This window comes from Candidatus Woesebacteria bacterium (assembly GCA_016700095.1).
Taxonomy (GTDB): Bacteria; Patescibacteriota; Microgenomatia; order UBA8517; family UBA8517.
The window spans coordinates 1,149,780-1,166,887 of sequence record CP065002.1 but is presented as its reverse complement, the minus strand read 5'-3'; the positions used below and the strand labels follow the sequence as shown (position 1 = coordinate 1,166,887).

Below are 17,108 nucleotides of genomic sequence, written 5' to 3'. Positions count from 1 at the left end.
ATTTAAACAACTTAAAAATATATTGCACCAGGTAGCGTTATAACTTTGCGGTTGGGAAAATGTTACTTATGACTTATGCAATTTGTTAAAGCTCTTTATTTAATACCCCAAGCTCAATTTTGGCTATATTAATAAATATTAAACAACACAAACAATTGAAATAAAACTACATCTTTCGTATTATGAAAAAGCAGATAAGATAAGTAATGCCTTTAGTAAACAAGTGATGTTTTCCAAAATGAAAGAAGTTACCATATCCACCCCGAAATTACGAAAGAAACCCCTGGCCGTAAAACACAAGACCAAACCAAAGGCTAAAAATTTCCCCAGTGTTTTGAAGTATACACTTAAGCAAAACGTATTATTTCTGGCAATATACACTTTTGTGTTTTTGGTTGCTGTTAATATTCTTTTAAATGAGAGTGCTACAGAAAATAAAAGACATACTACTTCTCCAACGACTCAAGTACTTGCCGCATATAATATCCAAACCGAAATACGTCCGCTCCTAATTAACGATCACGATTTGGCGTTTCCGATAATTTCCGCGCAAGGTGTTTTGGTTATTGACTTTGATTCGGGAGAACAGCTGTATGCCAAAAATTCCGATAAACTTCTTTTGCCTGCATCAACAGTTAAGATAATGACTGCTTTGATAACACTTGAAAATATGCAGGGAGAAAAATCCATAACAGTCGGGGAAGTTGATGTCGACGGTCAGAAAATGAATCTTTATGAGGGTCAGGAGATAAACGTAGATAATTTAGTAAAGGCATTGCTTGTTTACAGTGCAAATGATGCGGCTGAAGTTTTAGCCAGTAATTATGCAGGCGGTAGAGAAGCATTTGTAAATGACATGAATAGTAAAATCAAAGATCTCGGTCTAAGTGATACTATTTATACTAACCCAACGGGTATTGATGGAACTAGTCAAGTAACTTCTGCACACGATTTAATCGCGCTTTCTAAATATGCGCTTACAAATCCAAAGTTTGCCGAAATTGTTAACAAAGAAAATGTTCAAATATACAATGCAAACGGTGAACTTTTTCGGACGCTTCACACGACGAATGATTTGTTGGGAAAAGTAGAAGGTGTACAGGGTGTAAAGACCGGTTGGACCAAAAACGCTAGAGAAAATTTAGTAACTTATGTTGATAGAAAAGGAAGAAAAATATTAATTGCAGTTCTTGGAAGTCAAGATAGGTTTGGTGAAACAAAAGAATTGATTACATGGGTATATGATAATTATGAATGGGTCGAAGTGCCGGTTGTAGATGACGAACATTCACTTCAGTGATTGCCGCCATAATTGTTTAGAAAATATTATCTTGGTTAGGTGTGTGAAATAACATATAGCTCTGTCACTTAGTCTGGTCTACCTGATTAGCTCCATAGAACTCGTCAGTCACCGCGGGAACATATGCCACAAAATCATTTTCGCCCTCAAAAACCACGACTGGCTGATAATATTCGATATATTGACCATAATCGTAATACGCAAGATAAACATTTCTAATTTTTATTTCACCATCGTAATTGTCACCTATTTTGGCAATACCTCCCTTGCAGTTTTTCAGATCTTCAAACGCTTGCTCGGCGGTTTTTACGGGGTATGTCGAAAACTTATTTTTATCAAGGGGGAAGTAGTGATATTCTCCTGCAATTATTTGGACGTTTCCAGAGGAATTACTCATTAGAAACCAGACGTTGGATTCATCGGGATCGGGAGTAACTGCCGGGAGTTCAAATTGTGTGACGCCGTATTTTTCTCTATATAAATTTACTTTTACGATATTTGCCTCTGATTGAGATATTGCCTTGACCAGTTTTCCCGATTCGACGCGGAGTAACTGTGTCTTTGTCGGACCTAACTTGTAATCATTAATTAACCCGGCTCTACCCAGTAGACCCTTGACGGCACTAACGGCATTTTCCGCTTGGGGGGGTATTTGGTTAAACACCTGAGGATCGGAGTTGACATCGTAACTGATAGAAAACGCCCGTGTCACAATGTTGATGTTAAGCGACGAAGGAGAATTTGCTTTGGTAAACAAAAATACAGTCTCAACCAATTCTCTTCCTTCACTATTGAACCCCAAATCGCGGGCAATTGTATTTGCCTTCTCGAGTGCGCCAATGCTGGAAATTGGTTTAGGCATATAGTAAACATTTGTTTGTTGGTATAAAACCGGTAAACTTCCGCTTGCTGTTTCGAGATTGTAGACCAGTCTGCAGACATCTTCTTCGCTTTGAGCATTGTTGGGAAGACTAAGTGCTGGTAATTTTCCAAATTTTACCGTTGCCTCTGGTGGTGGATCGGGGAAAAAACGTTCATAAAGATTTATTCCACTTAAAATTGTGAAACGAATAATAACAATTGCAATAATGCTAATTACAGCATAACGAATAAATTTTCTGGAAACAATTGAAGCACTTGTTAAAGTTAACATTGTTTAAGTATATCTTGTACAAATATTCCATTCAATGCCACACTTGTTATGCCAAGCAGATTAAAAAATGTATAATTACTATATGGTAAGAACAAGATTTGCACCAAGTCCGACAGGTTTTTTACATATTGGAAGCTTAAGAACGGCATTATATGCATATGCTTTAGCAAAGCGTGAAAATGGTGTATTTGTGCTCAGAATTGAAGACACCGATCAGAAAAGAGAGGTTGAGGGGTCAGTAGATGCACTGAAAAAAACACTAGAAAAGTTTGGACTTTTCTGGGATGAATATTTTGTTCAATCAGATCGTCTTGGTCTGTATAAATCGGCAGCGCAAAAATTGTTATCCGAAGGTCATGCTTTTTATTGTCAATGTGATCCCAAAAATGCCAAAGAAAAAGGTTATTCAAGTGAATTAAGAGATCCGTGCAGAGATAAAAACTACACATCTGGGGCAGTAAAATTACTTGTGCCGGAAAACAAATTACTTTCTTATTACGATTTTGTTCATAAAAAGGAAATTTCCTGGAAAACAGATACGGTATACGATGCGACCTTGCTTAAATCTGATGGATTTCCTACATATCATCTGGCTGTTGCAGTTGATGATCTTGATATGAAAATTACTCACATCCTCCGAGGTCATGATTGGATGCCTTCGACTCCGATACATTTATTGGTGTTTGAGTATCTGGGTGGACAACGACCCGAAATTGGACATCTTACCGACATTTTGTCTTCCGATACGGGAAAAAAGTTATCCAAAAGAAGAGACAGTGTTTTTGTGGAACAATTCATTGATGAGGGATACTTGCCTGAAGCTTTACTTAATTTCGTTATGCTATTGGGTTGGGCGCCAAAGGACAATCGGGAAATCTATTCTTTGACGGAATTTACACAAGCATTTGATGTGCATGGTTTTCAGGAAGCTAACCCAAAATTTCTAAGAAATAAACTTGACTGGATGAATGGACAGTACATGCAAAAATTAACGGTAGAAGATATGGGGTCAAAAATTTCTGATTTTTTCAAAGGTAAATTTGACAAGAACACGGTTGCGACAATTGTTCCACTTATTCAGACAAGAATTAAAACCTTAAAAAACTTTGAAGAAATTGCAGGATTTTTCTTTGATAAACCCAGAGTTGATACCAATCTACTAAGCGAAAATTACGCTTCGCATTTAAGTGATGCTTTGGAGACATTTAAAAATATTGATAAGTGGGAATTAGAAAATATCAATGAAAAACTTAATCAACTAATTGAAAGTAAGGCGTATAAAACAGGAGAGTTTTTCATGAACTTGCGTATCGCCATAACCGGTAAAAAATTTACACCTCCCATAAATGAGTCGATTGAAGTGATCGGCAAAAAAGAGACAATTGAAAGACTCAGCAATGTACTGTCCCAAAATGAAAAGTAACAATAAAGTAAGTACTTCCGGCTTTGATGCGGAAGTAATTAGAAACAAACTAAAACTACGTAACTTCAACACTAAAAACGCTCTGAAAAGTGCGCATCCAAAAGCGTTGACGTTTCTTGAAAATAAGGGACTGGCACCAGAAAATTTACGAAGACACTCGGCAAAATTACTTGGAACAGGTTTAATTGCAGGGTCAATTATGCTCAATCCACCTACCGACGTATCGGCTTTAATGTCACCATCGGATGCGATACGTAATGCCAAATTTATCGAGAAGGTTAAAAACAAAGAAAGAGAATCATTTGAAAAATCTTTTCAAGCATCATTATCTGAGGTGCTTGGGTCGGTATTGCCTTCGGTTACTCGGCCACTTTACCGAAACGAAGAAAAGTTCTTGGAAGCGGTGGTTGCAGATTTGACAGGGGTAAAGGTACGTGCAAGTTTAGAGGGTGAGCATTTGAATACGACTTATGGAATTATAGGAATAGAACAGCACTTGAGACGTTTTCCCGGTGATGACCTTAGCTTGCATGGAGATAGGGAAACTATAAAAGAGGGTATTGCACCGGGGCTTGGGTCATGGGGTTATTTTGCTCCTTCGAAAGAAAAACTAAGTGAAGATCTTGTGGAAATTGAAAGATGGTATGCAGTAGTTCAAACCCTGTATTTGCCGGATTGGAACACTAGACAACCTTACTTAAAAAATTGGTATAAGTACAGGAAAGTTCTAATTGTAAATACCAATAACGGAAACGCGGTTGTTGCATCAATAGCGGATTCGGGGCCTGCCGCGTGGACCGGTAAACACTTTGGTGGTAGTCCTGAGGTTATGGATTATTTGGGTGGAGAAAAATACAAAAAGGGTCCGGTTTTGGTATTTTTCGTAGATGATCCGGAAAATGAGGTACCACTTGGACCTGTGAATTATGATATGGTTGATGTTGATATGTTGGTAAGTCTTAATTAATATGTCAAAACTTTTTTACGATAAATTATTCTCTTTCAATAAAATTGAAAAAAAACTCAACAAGTTAGTTCGAGATACCCAAGAAAAACAGGAATACTGGATAGTAATCGATGAGATAGTACACCATAAAGTACTACATTGTATTCTCGATGAACTTGACGAGAAACATCATGAAGAATTCTTAGTTCGACTAGAGAGTGGTCCGCACGACGAGGGCTTACTGGAGTTTCTTTCTGACAAGATTAAAAAAGATGCTTCTGAATTTCTGAAAAAAGAAATTCAAAGTATTAGCCGTGAAATTCTGGCGGATCTCAAAACACACAACGGACGTAAGGTCAAATCCAAAAAGAAGGCACGTTCTAAGAAACAATAAGCACCCTACTTGCTTCGCATGCCGTTTTAAAAGTAAATAGTATTAAATCGCTTCCTGGGGAAAAATATTATCTAAAATGATAGTATACTGTTGTTATGAATAAGCACTATGGCGGAGTTATTTGGACAGATCATGCCATAGAGCGATTAAGGACGCGCAAGATAAAACAGGGAGATGCGTGGGCAACTTTTCGAAGACCCGATAGTTCCAAAAATGGAAAAAAACAAGGGGTGGTAGTGTATTACAAAACGTGGCCTTTGACTAACACCCCACAACACAAACTTGTTATTGAGGTAGTAGCCACAAAAAATGACAGGAACGAATGGGTTATACTATCGGTATGGAGTAGAAAGGTAAAAGTTAATCAGAGACCAAAAACGCAGAAGACACGATTATTAATTTCTAGAATTATGGATATATTTAGAAAAGGTTAACTCTCATGAGAAAGGTAACTAATACTGAACAAGCTGTAATTTTTGCAGCAATGAGCAAGCGAAATTTCTTTCTGCGCGAACACATTGTCAGGTTCATATTAGATAAAGGATTTACGCCAACTTGTGCTTTTATGATGTATTCATATTTTCTTTTAGATACTGTCGAACGTGCAAAATTAATACGGGCCAATAATGATTTAATCAGACGAAGCGATGAATTGTGGGTTTTTGGAGAAATATCTACAGGCGTTATGAAAGAAATCGAGCTGGCAACAGATCTCAAAATGCTTATAAAATATTTTGCGATCGGTGATGATTGCACAACCTTTAAAGAAGTGAGCTTCAAAGATTTGCCGATAATAGGCAATACTTCGTAAAGTTACTTGGATACAACTACATGCTTTAGTTAAGATTTGTAACGTGTTAGATTTATATATGCGGTTACCCGAGGTTAAGGATCCGGTTGTATATTTTAGTAATGAATTTGCTCTAGATAGTGAATTGCCAACCTACGTAGGTGGTCTTGGAATTCTTGCCGGTGACTTTATTAACGAAGCTGCTTTTGAACATTTTCCGGCGATAGGTGTCGGAATATTATACAAAGGTAAGAATTATATCCAACACATTACAGGTGACGGAAAGGAGGAAAAAAGAGATAGTGAATTTGATCATGATACATCTTTTCTAAGACTTACAACCATAAACGGAAAAGAGTTAATTATTAAACTTCCAACTCCGACAGGCGAAATTTCAGTCAAGGTGTATCACTTGCGATTATCGGATACCACAATAGTTTTTTTTCTGTCAACCGACATTGATACTAATCCAGATGAATGGAGACATGATATGGATACTATTTATGGAGGTGATAACGATAGTCAAATACGACAGCAGATTCTTCTTGGCGTTGGGGGAACCAAGTTAATTAAGGAATTGGGTATTAACCCGAAGGTGTATCACTTAAATGAGGGGCGTGCGGCGTTTTGTATTTGGGAATTGGTTATATTATATATGAAAGACGGTGCAATGAAGTTTGATGAAGCATGGCAGAAAGCGAAAGAAAATATTGTCTATACAAATCACACTTTAGTTGATGCCGGTAATCCAAATTATACAATCGACACCGTAAAGTACTGGGCAAAACCGTATGCAGATCAAATCGGTATCGATTGCGGAATGCTTCTTCGCGATGGAGACTTTTTTAATGATTTTTCGATAACGAAATATGCGCTTAACATTTCTCGTAAACAATCCGCGGTATCACGGGTACACGGTGATTATGCACGAAAAAAGTATCCCGATTATAACTGGGTTGCGATTACCAACGGTGTCTTTTTGCGCCGTTGGCAAGATAGTGATTTCAGGAACGATACTATTACGGATGAAGAATTATGGAATATCCATCGCCTTAAAAAACATGAATTAATGGAGACTGTAATTAAAAGGACAGGATTTGGTTACGACGACAATAAATTGGTAATTACGTGGGCGCGACGCTTGGCGGATTATAAGCAGCCCAAAGCAATATTAAAAGACATAGATCGTTTAATTGAAATAGTAAGTAATTCAAGTCATCCGGTTCAAATATTATATGCAGGAAATTCACATGCTGCAGACATGGGATCAAAAGCATTAATCGAAGAAGTAATACATATTTTTTCCACCAAACTAAGTTCACATGCAATATTTATTCCAAACTACAATATTGCTCTTGCCAATCATTTGACGTCCGGCTCCGACGTTTGGTTAAACACTCCTAAGGGTAATTTGGAAGCTTGCGGCACCTCGGGAATGAAAGCAATATCAAACGGTGTTTTAAATTGTACCGTTTTGGACGGATGGACTTATGAAGTTGATTGGGAGGGTGTGGGATGGACACTTAATCCTGAAAGTGTCGCCGATGATTTTTATTCTTTGCTCGAAAACGAGATGGCGCCGTGTTATTACGACCGCACAAATGGTCTGCCGCTGAAATGGATAAAAAGAATGCGGAAGTCAATTGAAATTGCTGAGGGTTTTAGTGCAAAAAGAATGCTCGAAGAATACAAGAAATATTTATACAGCCAAAATTAACCTCTATTGAGATTGGTTTTACGAACCAATTTGGCGACATAGACAATTTGCCTTAACTCGCCGTCCTCACCCTCAAACTCGTTTAGCCCAGTTGATTTTTGGTATTCGGAAAGATAGTAAGAAAGTGCTTCTTGTGCGTCAGCTAATTCTTCCTTAAAAGCGGTAATTTTACCCAACAGCTCTTTCCCGTTTTGGGTACTTAATAAATCTTTTTTCCTGGCGGACTTTTCTCGAGCCGCCTTTTTGGCGATATCAGAAAGTTTCACATATGACTCATCGTTTTCGAGTAAGTTTTTTAACATTTCATTGACCGGCTGGAGATCTTTTTTTACTCGTTCAATTTTTGCCATGTTCATTTTAATTTGCGATTCGACGGCAATTAGTGTTTTGGTGTCATCGTTTGGATCTGAAGTAGAGAGGGAATCGGGCAGTGTATTGTCCCGAGCCTTGTCTTCGGGGTTCGTATTGGTATCATCCATAGTGTTATCAATATATGAGAATAAAATAATTTGTTCAAGGGGTAAATTAGGAATTTGCGGATATTGGATATCTTGTGAAGTTATTAATCACCTTGAGCTTGCTGTCTGGCTGCATTTTGTTGTTTAACTCGCCGTTGCCTTTCCTCATCTCGTTCACGTATTTGTTTACCAGTTAGTGGTGATTTGGGTGGAAATCGTTTGGGCACATAATCATCATCGCCTAAATCTTCTAAAGACCCCTCATCTGGTTTGGTTGGTTGAGCATATATACGCAACATTTTCTTCAAGAAAGGATTTTCAGGTGTCATATGCTGATTTTGGTTATATATGAAGATAAAAGCAATTCTTTTTTATAGGATTACTTTGTAGTAAAATTTAATTTCTTTCAAATTTGATATAGGTCACTACTTAAATAGTACCTCAATTTTGCTTCCCAGCTTAATTCTTTGCTTTACAATACTACTACCGGGCAGTTCGATTACGTTATTGTACCTTGGATTCCATAAAAATACTCTCCAGGGTTTTAGATTAACTATCATTTTTCTGACAATAAATTCATTATCAAGTATCAGGACATCAATCGGATTTCGGACAAAAAAAGTATGAATGCCAAACCTTGTTTTGAAATATATAGGGTGAACGGTGGGTGTAAACATTAAGCCAACACACCGTGCGGAAAACGAAGCTTTATTTTCAACTTTAATGCCTGCCATCACTTTTCAGATCTTTCATTCATGTCAAAAAGTGCAATGATGAAAAGCGATTCGCTCCAACCAAGCGGAATGTTTTCATTAAACTCGGGAGAATTTGAAAAATATAATTCCGGCATGCCTTCCGGAGTATCAATTGCGATAAGATCTTTGAGTAATTCCTGGGCTTTTTCTTTGTTTCCTCCTTTTTCGTATATTATTGCAAGCCATGAAAGTCCGAAAGTCCACTCTGCTTCCTCGCTTACACCGTCTTTGTTTTTATTGTAGTACTTGTCACCTTTGTATCTGACAATTCCTCGCTCACGTTTAAGGTGATATTCAATGTTTTCGAGAATCTTGAGTTTTTGCTTTTCGTCGATGATTTCATAAGGCCATATAAGTGAAAGAAGTGATAAATCAACAAATTTACGGTCTGATTCTCGGGGTAACAAATTGTTGAGTGCATCTTCACCTTTCTTTATTAATAAGACGGGAACCGCGATGGTGGAAACTTGCGAAATGGATTTAAGACCTGCAACACATGCTCCGACACTTGAAGCGTGAAGCTCTTCTTCTTCCTCCCACATTCCCGAATCTCTGTCTTTCCAATATTCAATTGCTTCCAGATATTTAACCAACTTATTGACAATTCTAATGTGATCCGGTGTTTTAATGATTGATCTTTTGAGTCTAGTCTCCAAAACACCAATGCGAAAAAGAATACAGCCAACAGCGTCGTTTTGTTTGTTGCCCCAGGATTCCCAGAATTCACCAAAGTTATCGGGGTGAAATCTGGCGTGAATGTATTGAAAGCTTTCGGTTGGTTTATTGGCAATAGCCCAATCAATTTTCTTTTCGTGAGTAAGAAAGACATTGAGTATTGCACGATAGGTTTTCTCTACCGTATGCCAATCGCCAATTACTTCAAATGCTAAGGTTTCATAGAAATTATCTCTTAACCATGATTTGTCGTACCCTGTTTCGACGTTCTTTTTTGAGGCGAGAAACAAACCCGATTTCTGCTGGAGACCTTTTAATATTCTTGTATGCTTTTTTATTAATTCATCGTAGGTAAGTCTTGCCATATAAAATATTATAGCAATCTTTTGGAAGCTTTCCTGTAGATCTTACATAGTACTTAAGTTACACATAAATATAGTAGTTCTGGGTCAGATGGTGAGAATACCAAAACGTAAGTTGAAATTCTGGAACACATAAGAGCAGGAAGTGGACGTCCATGTCTAGGTATAACGGGTACTAGGGAAACGCAACAATTAGGAAGAGTAGCCAAGCTGACAATAACTTGTAATACTTGTGGAAAAGGAGGAATGATAGAAAGAACTTAAATATTTTCGGTTTTTCAACTAAGTGACATTAACTCAAATTAAATATTAAGTTAATCTTAAGAAAAAGTTTATAATATGGCTTCATGCGGATACTACTTGTTGAGGATGAAGAGAAACTTGCCAACGCGATAAAACGCGCATTAATTACACAAAAATATACAGTTGATGTTGTATATGACGGCGAGCAAGGTTTAGATTTAGCGATTGGAGAAAAGTATGATGTGATCATTCTTGATGTGATGCTTCCAAAGATCAGCGGAATTGAGATAAGTAAAAAAGTAAGGAATGAAAGAATTGCGACTCCAATTATTATGTTAACTGCGTTAGGGCAAACAAAAGATAAAATAAACGGTTTAGACGCAGGAGCGGATGATTATTTGGTAAAACCGTTTTCGTTTGAAGAGCTATTCGCAAGAGTAAGAGCATTACTTAGAAGATCGTCCAAGAATCAGGAAAATGTGCTAACAATTAAAGATCTCACGCTAGATCCGGTAAACTTCATTGTCACAAGAGCCGGTAGAACAATTCAGTTGTCACTAAAAGAATTCTCGATATTAGAATATCTGATGCGCTACAAAAATATGACTGTCACAAGAGATCAGATTGTACAGTCTGTTTGGAATTATGATGCAGATATACTGCCAACCACGACTGAGGTACACATCAAACATCTTCGAGATAAAATAGACAAACCATTTGACACACAATTAATTAAAACGATACGTGGATTTGGTTATGTAATACTGGATAATTAATATGTTTAACTTAGCACGCCTAAAACTAACTGCTTGGTATGTAGTTATTCTAATGTTCGTAAGTTTACTTTTCAGCATTTCAATATACGGCAATGTCTCACGACAGATTGAAAGATTTACACGAGCTCAAAACGACAGACTTAGAGACTTTCAATTTGAACGATTCGAGAATGCTCCGCCAAGACCGATGGGATTACCGCCTACAATTAGTTCCGAAGAACTAAAATATCAAAAAAAACAACTTGTTGTTTCTCTTGCATTAATTAACATGGCAATTTTAGCCGTTGCCGGAGGCGCATCATATTTCCTTTCCGGGAAAACGTTAAAGCCTATAGGGAAGATGATTGGTGAACAAAATCAATTTATCTCGGATGCATCCCATGAACTGCGAACTCCAATTGCGACTCTAAAAGCAGAAATGGAAGCGGCACTACTCGAAAATAATTTGACGAAAGAAAGCGCGAAAAGCTTAATAAAAAGTAATTTGGAAGAAATTAACGATATTAATATATTGGTAAATAGCTTACTTCATTTGACTAAAGTACATCATGAAAAAACAAGCGAAGGACATGTCAAGCATTTCATTGGAGATGATATTTCTTCGGCAATCCGGAAATTGACAACTCAAGCAACCGTAAAATCGATCAAACTTATCGATAATGTTCCCAGAGTTAAAGTACTCGGAAATCCAGATGAACTGAAAGAATTATTTGTGATAATTATTGACAACGCAATTAAATATAGTAAGTCTAATACTAAAGTTAGCATTAAGGGTGAACGTAATAAGGATAACATAAATGTAAAAATTACAGATCAAGGTATCGGGATTTCAAAAAGCGACCTTCCCAAAATATTTGATCGTTTTTATAGAGCCGAGAAATCAAGATCAGAAACCGAAGGATTTGGACTTGGATTGGCGATAGCAAAAAGTATCGTTGTAAACCACCGAGGTACAATTAAAGCCGAAAGTAAACCGGGAAAGGGAACTTCAATTTGTGTCGAATTACCGCTGATATCCTCAAACTAAAATTCTTATATTAAGTGTTTATTAAGAAAAGTGGCGTAACTTGAGAGAAGAAAATGAAAGGAGGTGATAATTATGAGAAAGACATTATTATTTAGCGCGTTTGCCATGCTTGCTTTGGGGTTGTCATTAATTTCAACGAAAACAGTTTTTGCTGAAAACACAAACGAAAATCATATGGCAAACCTTGTTGATAAAATTGCAACGAAATTTGGCTTAGAAAAAGACGATGTTCAGGCTGTTGTTGATGAAGACAGAAATGAATATGAAGCCAAGATGAAAGAAAGTAGAGAGGAAAGACAAGCCGAAATGGAAGCTCTGTTTGAAGAGTCATTAAATAAAGAAGTCGCTGACGGAAAAATTACACAAGAGCAAAAGACGTTAATACTAGAGAAACGCAAGGAATTGCATACTAACCGTCAAGATGCAGTAAAATCCACCCATCAAGAGAGAATTAATGCGAGGGAAAGTGAACACAATGAACTTGTAGGGTGGGCAACGTCAAACGGAATAGACGTTAAATATCTGATGGATGAAATCGGAATGCCAAGACATGGTTTTCAAAATGGTGGAAAACCTGAGATATAACGTTGACAATCACGGATTGTAAAACGATTAGATATGGTAACAAATGGCTCCCAAAAAAGGGAGCTATTTGTGTTAATAAACAATTGTAAAACCGTGGGTTATCTGTGTAATGGTCTAGCGAAGTAGGAATTGAGCATTTATTAGACACATAGCCTTTTAGTCCTTGGAGTATCATTGACTCGATAAATTAAGGATCAACTATCTGATGCCAAGACGAAATGTGATTAGAATATATATTACGAATATTGTTGGGTTTAAACACACCAACTTTAAACACCAGAAGTACAAAGGTAACTATTTCTAAGTCTTGGTAAGTAGGACTTAAGTTAATCTTAAGAAACAAAATCTAGAATAAATCATGTCCAAAAGTAAAGTTTATATAAACAAGGAAAAAGAAAAGCAAAGTAACAAAAAAAGACGTCGAGATATTGCAAAAAAATCACGAAGAAAATTCACCCTCTTAAACATCAAAGATAAAGTAATAAAGTGTTTTTATTGGGGAAAACAATCTTCATGGAAAATAAAGCTCATTGCAATAATGCTGATTGTTTTATGTGTTCTATTGATTAAACATTTTGTTGGTGCAGCAAATAAGGAAAGCGTTACTTACGAGACACAGATCGCAAGCACTGGTAACTTGATTAGCACAATTTCAGCTACCGGAACGATTACTTCGGGAAATTACACAAATGTCACAACTAAAACTTCCGGTGTAGTAAGTAAGGTTTATGTTGTTAATGGAGATACTGTAGCAAAAGGTCAAAAAATTGCCGAGGTTAATCTGGATGATTACGCAAAAGAACGTCAGTCTACCGCATGGGTAGCTTATTTAGAAGCACAGGAAAACTACTTGGAAGTATTAAACGGTAAGTCGTTGGCAGATATTGCAATGTGGAACGCCCGACAGGAAGTGTTGGATGCCCAAGAAGCATTGGACGATATGACCAGCGATAACACAAATCCCTTGACCCGCGAAGTATACACAGACAATGAACGTATGATTATTACTAAAACGCTTGATCAAAAAAGACTTGCCTTTAGTGTTGCGGAGAGTCGGTATAAAAACTCGGATGCCGACATTGTCAGCGCTAATGCGAAAATTGTAACCGCACTCAAAGATTATCAGGAAAATTCTGCAACCATAATTGCGCCTTCAGATGGGGTTATTACCGATTTGGCATTAGCCGAAGGTATTATTGTATCAGCCAGTACATCAACGAGTACGACTAATGGTGCGACTATAGTGGAAGGTCAAACAGCTGCAAAAATTAGTAACCCAAAGGGACAGCTTATCGCGACAGTTAATCTGACCGAGATAGACATTGTCAATGTTAAAGCTAACCAAAAAGTAAATTTAACCCTGGATGCTTATGAGGACAAGTCGTTTACAGGGAAAGTTTTGGCCGTAATAACTAGCGGAAGTGTTTCATCAGGTGTAACTTCGTATCCTGTTTCAGTACTTATTGATCCCGTTTCTTTGGAAATATATCCAAATATGGCGGTTAATGCCGAGATTATCACGGGGATTTCAACTGGAAAAATTGTTGTGCCGCTTACCGCGGTTCAAACGACTAATGGGCAAGGTATTGTACAAGTGCTTGAAGAAAGTGGTGTGAAAGATGTAGTTGTTGAAACGGGATTAGAGAACGATACTCACATAGAAATTCTTACCGGATTAGCTGAGGGAGTCAAAGTAATTGTCGCAACAACTTCGATTAATGAAACAAGTGATACAAACACTACTTCTCCATTTAGCGGTATTGGAAGATCAGGATCAAGTAACACAGGGCGAAGTGGTGGAGTATCAATGCCTGCCGGTAGCCCTCCCGGCTTTTGACAATAGTTGCGATTTCGTATTCACCACGTTGCTAAATTTTCAAAATATATGTGACATCTATTTTATATAAAACGCATGCGACGACAGTTTACTGAAATAAACAAACCATGAGTAAATATACCTAACAAATAGCATCAGTACGTATTTAATATGACGAAACCAATCATATCAATAAAGCATGTATCAAAATCATATCAGACAGGTGATATTAAGACAGAAGTATTGGCAAATATTACGATGGAGATAGCAAGGGGAGAGTTTGTTGCCATCATGGGACCATCCGGTAGTGGAAAATCGACTCTTATGCACATACTTGGCGTTTTAGATTTACCTTCAAAAGGTGAATATATTCTAGATGGACAAAATGTATCGAAATTGGTTGACGATGAACTTGCAGAAACCAGGAATAAAAAAATTGGGTTTATATTTCAAGCATATAACCTCTTACCTCGCACGTCAGCAATTGACAATGTAATGCTTCCGATGGATTATGCCGATATTCAATACAATGAACAGGTGAGAAGGGCCAGTAAGATGCTTGAATTGGTTGGTTTGTCAGATCGTGTTAGTTATCCCCCCAATAAACTATCAGGTGGACAACAACAAAGAGTCGCTATAGCTCGAGCACTTGTTATGCAACCGGCAATAATTCTGGCTGATGAACCCACGGGAAACATTGCATCACAACAAGCCGAAGAGATTATGGAAATATTTCAAAAATTAAATAATAGCGGACATACGATCGTCATGATTACTCACGAAAAGGAAATCGCCGAACACGCTAAACGGATAATACATATATTAGACGGAAAAATTATAAAAGATAGTACAGACCATCGGCAACGTATTGTGAGATAAATAATACAATGAAATTATTCAAACTCTTAAGAAATGGATTTAAAAACTTGATCATTAACAAGATGAGGTCTGGATTGGCTATTCTTGGAATTGTTATTGGAATAGGAAGTGTAATTACTTTAATTTCTATGGGTGAAGCAAGTAAGGCTTCGGTTCAGTCTCAAATTCAATCAATAGGGTCAAATTTATTAACAATTACTCCCGGTTTTTCGACATCCGGAAATGTTCGAGGAGCCGTAGGGGGAGCTACTACTTTGACCAATGAAGATGCTTCGGCGATTCGTAATTCTTCGCAAATAACGACGATAAAGAGTGTTTCGCCGGAGTATTCAGCGAGAGCTCAAGTTGTTGCTGGCAGGAATAATGCTAATACCCAAGTTATTGGAGTAGAGCCAATTTACGCTGATACAAGAAAATTGACACTTTCATTGGGGAATTTTATTACCGAACAAAATTTATCTAGCATATCTAAAGTTGCTGTTATAGGGCCAAGTTTGGAAGAAGATTTATTTGGCGAGGGAGTTAGTTCAATCGGACAAACAATTAGAATTAATGGTAAGAACTTTAAAATTATCGGTGTAACTAAATCAAAAGGTGTAAGCGGTATGGATAATCAAGACGACCGCATATATATTCCTTTAACCACTGCTCAGAAACAAGTATTTGGTGTAAAAAATTTAACATCAATAGCACTTGAGGCAAAAAGCGAGGATGTAATGACCAAAGCGCAAAATGAAGTTGGGTATCTACTGTTGGATAGACATAATATTTCAGATGTTAATAATGCGGACTTTAGGATTATGTCCCAGGCGGATATTCTGGAAACGGCGACAGCGGTAACTGGAACTTTCACAAGTATGCTGACAGGAATTGCAGCAATCTCATTATTGGTGGGTGGAATCGGAATAATGAATATTATGTTAATGTCTGTTACAGAACGAACAAGAGAAATAGGATTACGTAAAGCAATAGGTGCAAAAAATAAAACAATAATCCAGCAATTTTTGGTTGAAGCAATAATTTTGACTTTTATCGGTGGCGTGATTGGAATAATATCCGGGATATTTGGTTTTTTTGTTTATTCTACAACTAACAATTCTGTATTTGTGATTTCATGGCAGTCGGTAATTCTGGCATTTATTGTATCTGTTGGAATTGGGATAGTATTCGGATGGTATCCCGCAAAAAAAGCAGCAAATTTACAACCCATTGAAGCGTTGAGATATGAATAAGGGGGTGATAAAAGATGATGAAGAAAAATATTTTACTCATATTTACATCGGTAATAATAGTTGGGACTTTAGCTTTTGTCGGAGGAATGCAGTACCAAAAAAGTAAATTGACAAATGTATCCGGTCGTAATTTTCCAGATGGCGTAAATAGACCGAATGGAATGCAGGCAAGAAGCGACAATGGTCAATTCAATAGACCGATAGCAGGTGAAATTATTAACGGGGATGATAATACACTTACAGTAAAGTCTGAAGATGGCAACAATATTGTAGTATTCTCCGATTCAACTGTGATAAATAAAACATCGCAAGGGTCAAAAGACGATCTTGCCGTCGGTGAAAGCGTAATGGTTATTGGAACGAAAGCGGATAGTGGTACCATAAACGCAACATCGATTTCTGTTGGGGCAAGCAGTTTTCGCGATTTCTAACCCACTTAACTACTAGGAGATTATTAATTTTGTTGGCGAGTTGCAAATTAATTATCATAATAAGCATGTTAGAAATTACTAAATTGCAATAGTTTTGCCGGTATTTGTCGGGTAGATGTTTTATTTATATTGCAGTAAAATCTCAT

19 protein-coding genes are annotated in these 17,108 nt (G+C 37.2%); 14 read left to right on the top strand and 5 right to left on the bottom strand.

Features of this window, described 5'->3' with window-relative positions:
* Window positions 1-238: 238 nt before the first annotated feature.
* Window positions 239-1,300: a D-alanyl-D-alanine carboxypeptidase gene (locus IPM62_05830; protein ID QQS38868.1), complete on the top strand. Its 1,062-nt coding sequence runs from the start codon at window positions 239-241 to the stop codon at window positions 1,298-1,300.
* 64 nt (window positions 1,301-1,364) lie between these two features.
* Here IPM62_05830 and IPM62_05825 read toward each other — a convergent pair whose 3' ends face one another.
* A complete protein-coding gene (locus IPM62_05825; GenBank protein QQS38867.1) occupies window positions 1,365-2,453 on the bottom strand; it encodes a hypothetical protein in 1,089 nt (362 codons plus the stop codon).
* Window positions 2,454-2,535: 82 nt separating this feature from the next.
* Here IPM62_05825 and IPM62_05820 point away from each other — a divergent pair, with 82 nt between their 5' ends.
* The 6 genes from IPM62_05820 (at window position 2,536) to glgP (ending at window position 7,723) form a co-directional block, all read left to right on the top strand.
* Window positions 2,536-3,876: a glutamate--tRNA ligase gene (locus tag IPM62_05820; protein ID QQS38866.1), complete on the top strand. Its 1,341-nt coding sequence runs from the start codon at window positions 2,536-2,538 to the stop codon at window positions 3,874-3,876.
* Complete coding sequence (locus IPM62_05815; protein ID QQS38865.1) at window positions 3,866-4,843, top strand: hypothetical protein; 978 nt, start codon at window positions 3,866-3,868, stop codon at window positions 4,841-4,843. Before IPM62_05820 ends, IPM62_05815 begins: the two co-directional genes overlap by 11 nt.
* Window position 4,844: 1 nt before the next feature.
* On the top strand, window positions 4,845-5,216 hold the full coding sequence (locus tag IPM62_05810; GenBank protein ID QQS38864.1) for a hypothetical protein: 372 nt from the start codon (window positions 4,845-4,847) through the stop codon (window positions 5,214-5,216).
* A gap of 95 nt (window positions 5,217-5,311) precedes the next feature.
* Complete coding sequence (locus IPM62_05805; GenBank protein ID QQS38863.1) at window positions 5,312-5,650, top strand: hypothetical protein; 339 nt, start codon at window positions 5,312-5,314, stop codon at window positions 5,648-5,650.
* A 5-nt stretch (window positions 5,651-5,655) separates the two neighbouring features.
* Window positions 5,656-6,027 (top strand): hypothetical protein, encoded by a 372-nt coding sequence (locus tag IPM62_05800; GenBank protein QQS38862.1) that lies wholly within the window; start codon window positions 5,656-5,658, stop codon window positions 6,025-6,027.
* A gap of 58 nt (window positions 6,028-6,085) precedes the next feature.
* Window positions 6,086-7,723 carry an alpha-glucan family phosphorylase gene (gene glgP, locus IPM62_05795; GenBank protein QQS38861.1) on the top strand — a complete coding sequence of 546 codons (1,638 nt, stop codon included), beginning with the start codon at window positions 6,086-6,088 and terminating at the stop codon, window positions 7,721-7,723.
* Here glgP and IPM62_05790 read toward each other — a convergent pair.
* From IPM62_05790 to IPM62_05775, 4 genes are all read right to left on the bottom strand, one after another.
* On the bottom strand, window positions 7,720-8,202 hold the full coding sequence (locus tag IPM62_05790; protein ID QQS38860.1) for a hypothetical protein: 483 nt from the start codon (window positions 8,200-8,202) through the stop codon (window positions 7,720-7,722). The genes glgP and IPM62_05790 overlap by 4 nt on opposite strands.
* 83 nt (window positions 8,203-8,285) lie before the next feature.
* Window positions 8,286-8,510 (bottom strand): hypothetical protein, encoded by a 225-nt coding sequence (locus IPM62_05785; protein QQS38859.1) that lies wholly within the window; start codon window positions 8,508-8,510, stop codon window positions 8,286-8,288.
* A gap of 96 nt (window positions 8,511-8,606) precedes the next feature.
* The gene (locus IPM62_05780) at window positions 8,607-8,915 is read right to left on the bottom strand and encodes a DUF192 domain-containing protein (protein QQS38858.1); all 309 of its coding nucleotides are present in this window, start codon (window positions 8,913-8,915) and stop codon (window positions 8,607-8,609) included.
* A complete protein-coding gene (locus IPM62_05775) occupies window positions 8,915-9,976 on the bottom strand; it encodes a glycoside hydrolase family 15 (GenBank protein ID QQS38857.1) in 1,062 nt (353 codons plus the stop codon). Before IPM62_05775 ends, IPM62_05780 begins: the two co-directional genes overlap by 1 nt.
* A gap of 344 nt (window positions 9,977-10,320) precedes the next feature.
* Here IPM62_05775 and IPM62_05770 point away from each other — a divergent pair, with 344 nt between their 5' ends.
* The 7 genes from IPM62_05770 to IPM62_05740 all read left to right on the top strand — a co-directional run bounded on the left by IPM62_05770 (window position 10,321) and on the right by IPM62_05740 (window position 16,962).
* Window positions 10,321-10,992 carry a response regulator transcription factor gene (locus IPM62_05770; protein ID QQS38856.1) on the top strand — a complete coding sequence of 224 codons (672 nt, stop codon included), beginning with the start codon at window positions 10,321-10,323 and terminating at the stop codon, window positions 10,990-10,992.
* Window position 10,993: 1 nt separating this feature from the next.
* Window positions 10,994-12,019 (top strand): HAMP domain-containing histidine kinase, encoded by a 1,026-nt coding sequence (locus IPM62_05765; GenBank protein ID QQS38855.1) that lies wholly within the window; start codon window positions 10,994-10,996, stop codon window positions 12,017-12,019.
* Between the two features lie 72 nt (window positions 12,020-12,091).
* Window positions 12,092-12,604 (top strand): hypothetical protein, encoded by a 513-nt coding sequence (locus IPM62_05760; protein ID QQS38854.1) that lies wholly within the window; start codon window positions 12,092-12,094, stop codon window positions 12,602-12,604.
* 358 nt (window positions 12,605-12,962) lie between these two features.
* On the top strand, window positions 12,963-14,441 hold the full coding sequence (locus IPM62_05755) for an efflux RND transporter periplasmic adaptor subunit (GenBank protein ID QQS38853.1): 1,479 nt from the start codon (window positions 12,963-12,965) through the stop codon (window positions 14,439-14,441).
* 162 nt (window positions 14,442-14,603) lie between these two features.
* The gene (locus IPM62_05750) at window positions 14,604-15,299 is read left to right on the top strand and encodes an ABC transporter ATP-binding protein (GenBank protein QQS39595.1); all 696 of its coding nucleotides are present in this window, start codon (window positions 14,604-14,606) and stop codon (window positions 15,297-15,299) included.
* An 8-nt stretch (window positions 15,300-15,307) separates the two neighbouring features.
* On the top strand, window positions 15,308-16,531 hold the full coding sequence (locus IPM62_05745) for an ABC transporter permease (protein ID QQS38852.1): 1,224 nt from the start codon (window positions 15,308-15,310) through the stop codon (window positions 16,529-16,531).
* 14 nt (window positions 16,532-16,545) lie between these two features.
* On the top strand, window positions 16,546-16,962 hold the full coding sequence (locus IPM62_05740; protein ID QQS38851.1) for a hypothetical protein: 417 nt from the start codon (window positions 16,546-16,548) through the stop codon (window positions 16,960-16,962).
* Window positions 16,963-17,108 lie beyond the last annotated feature (146 nt).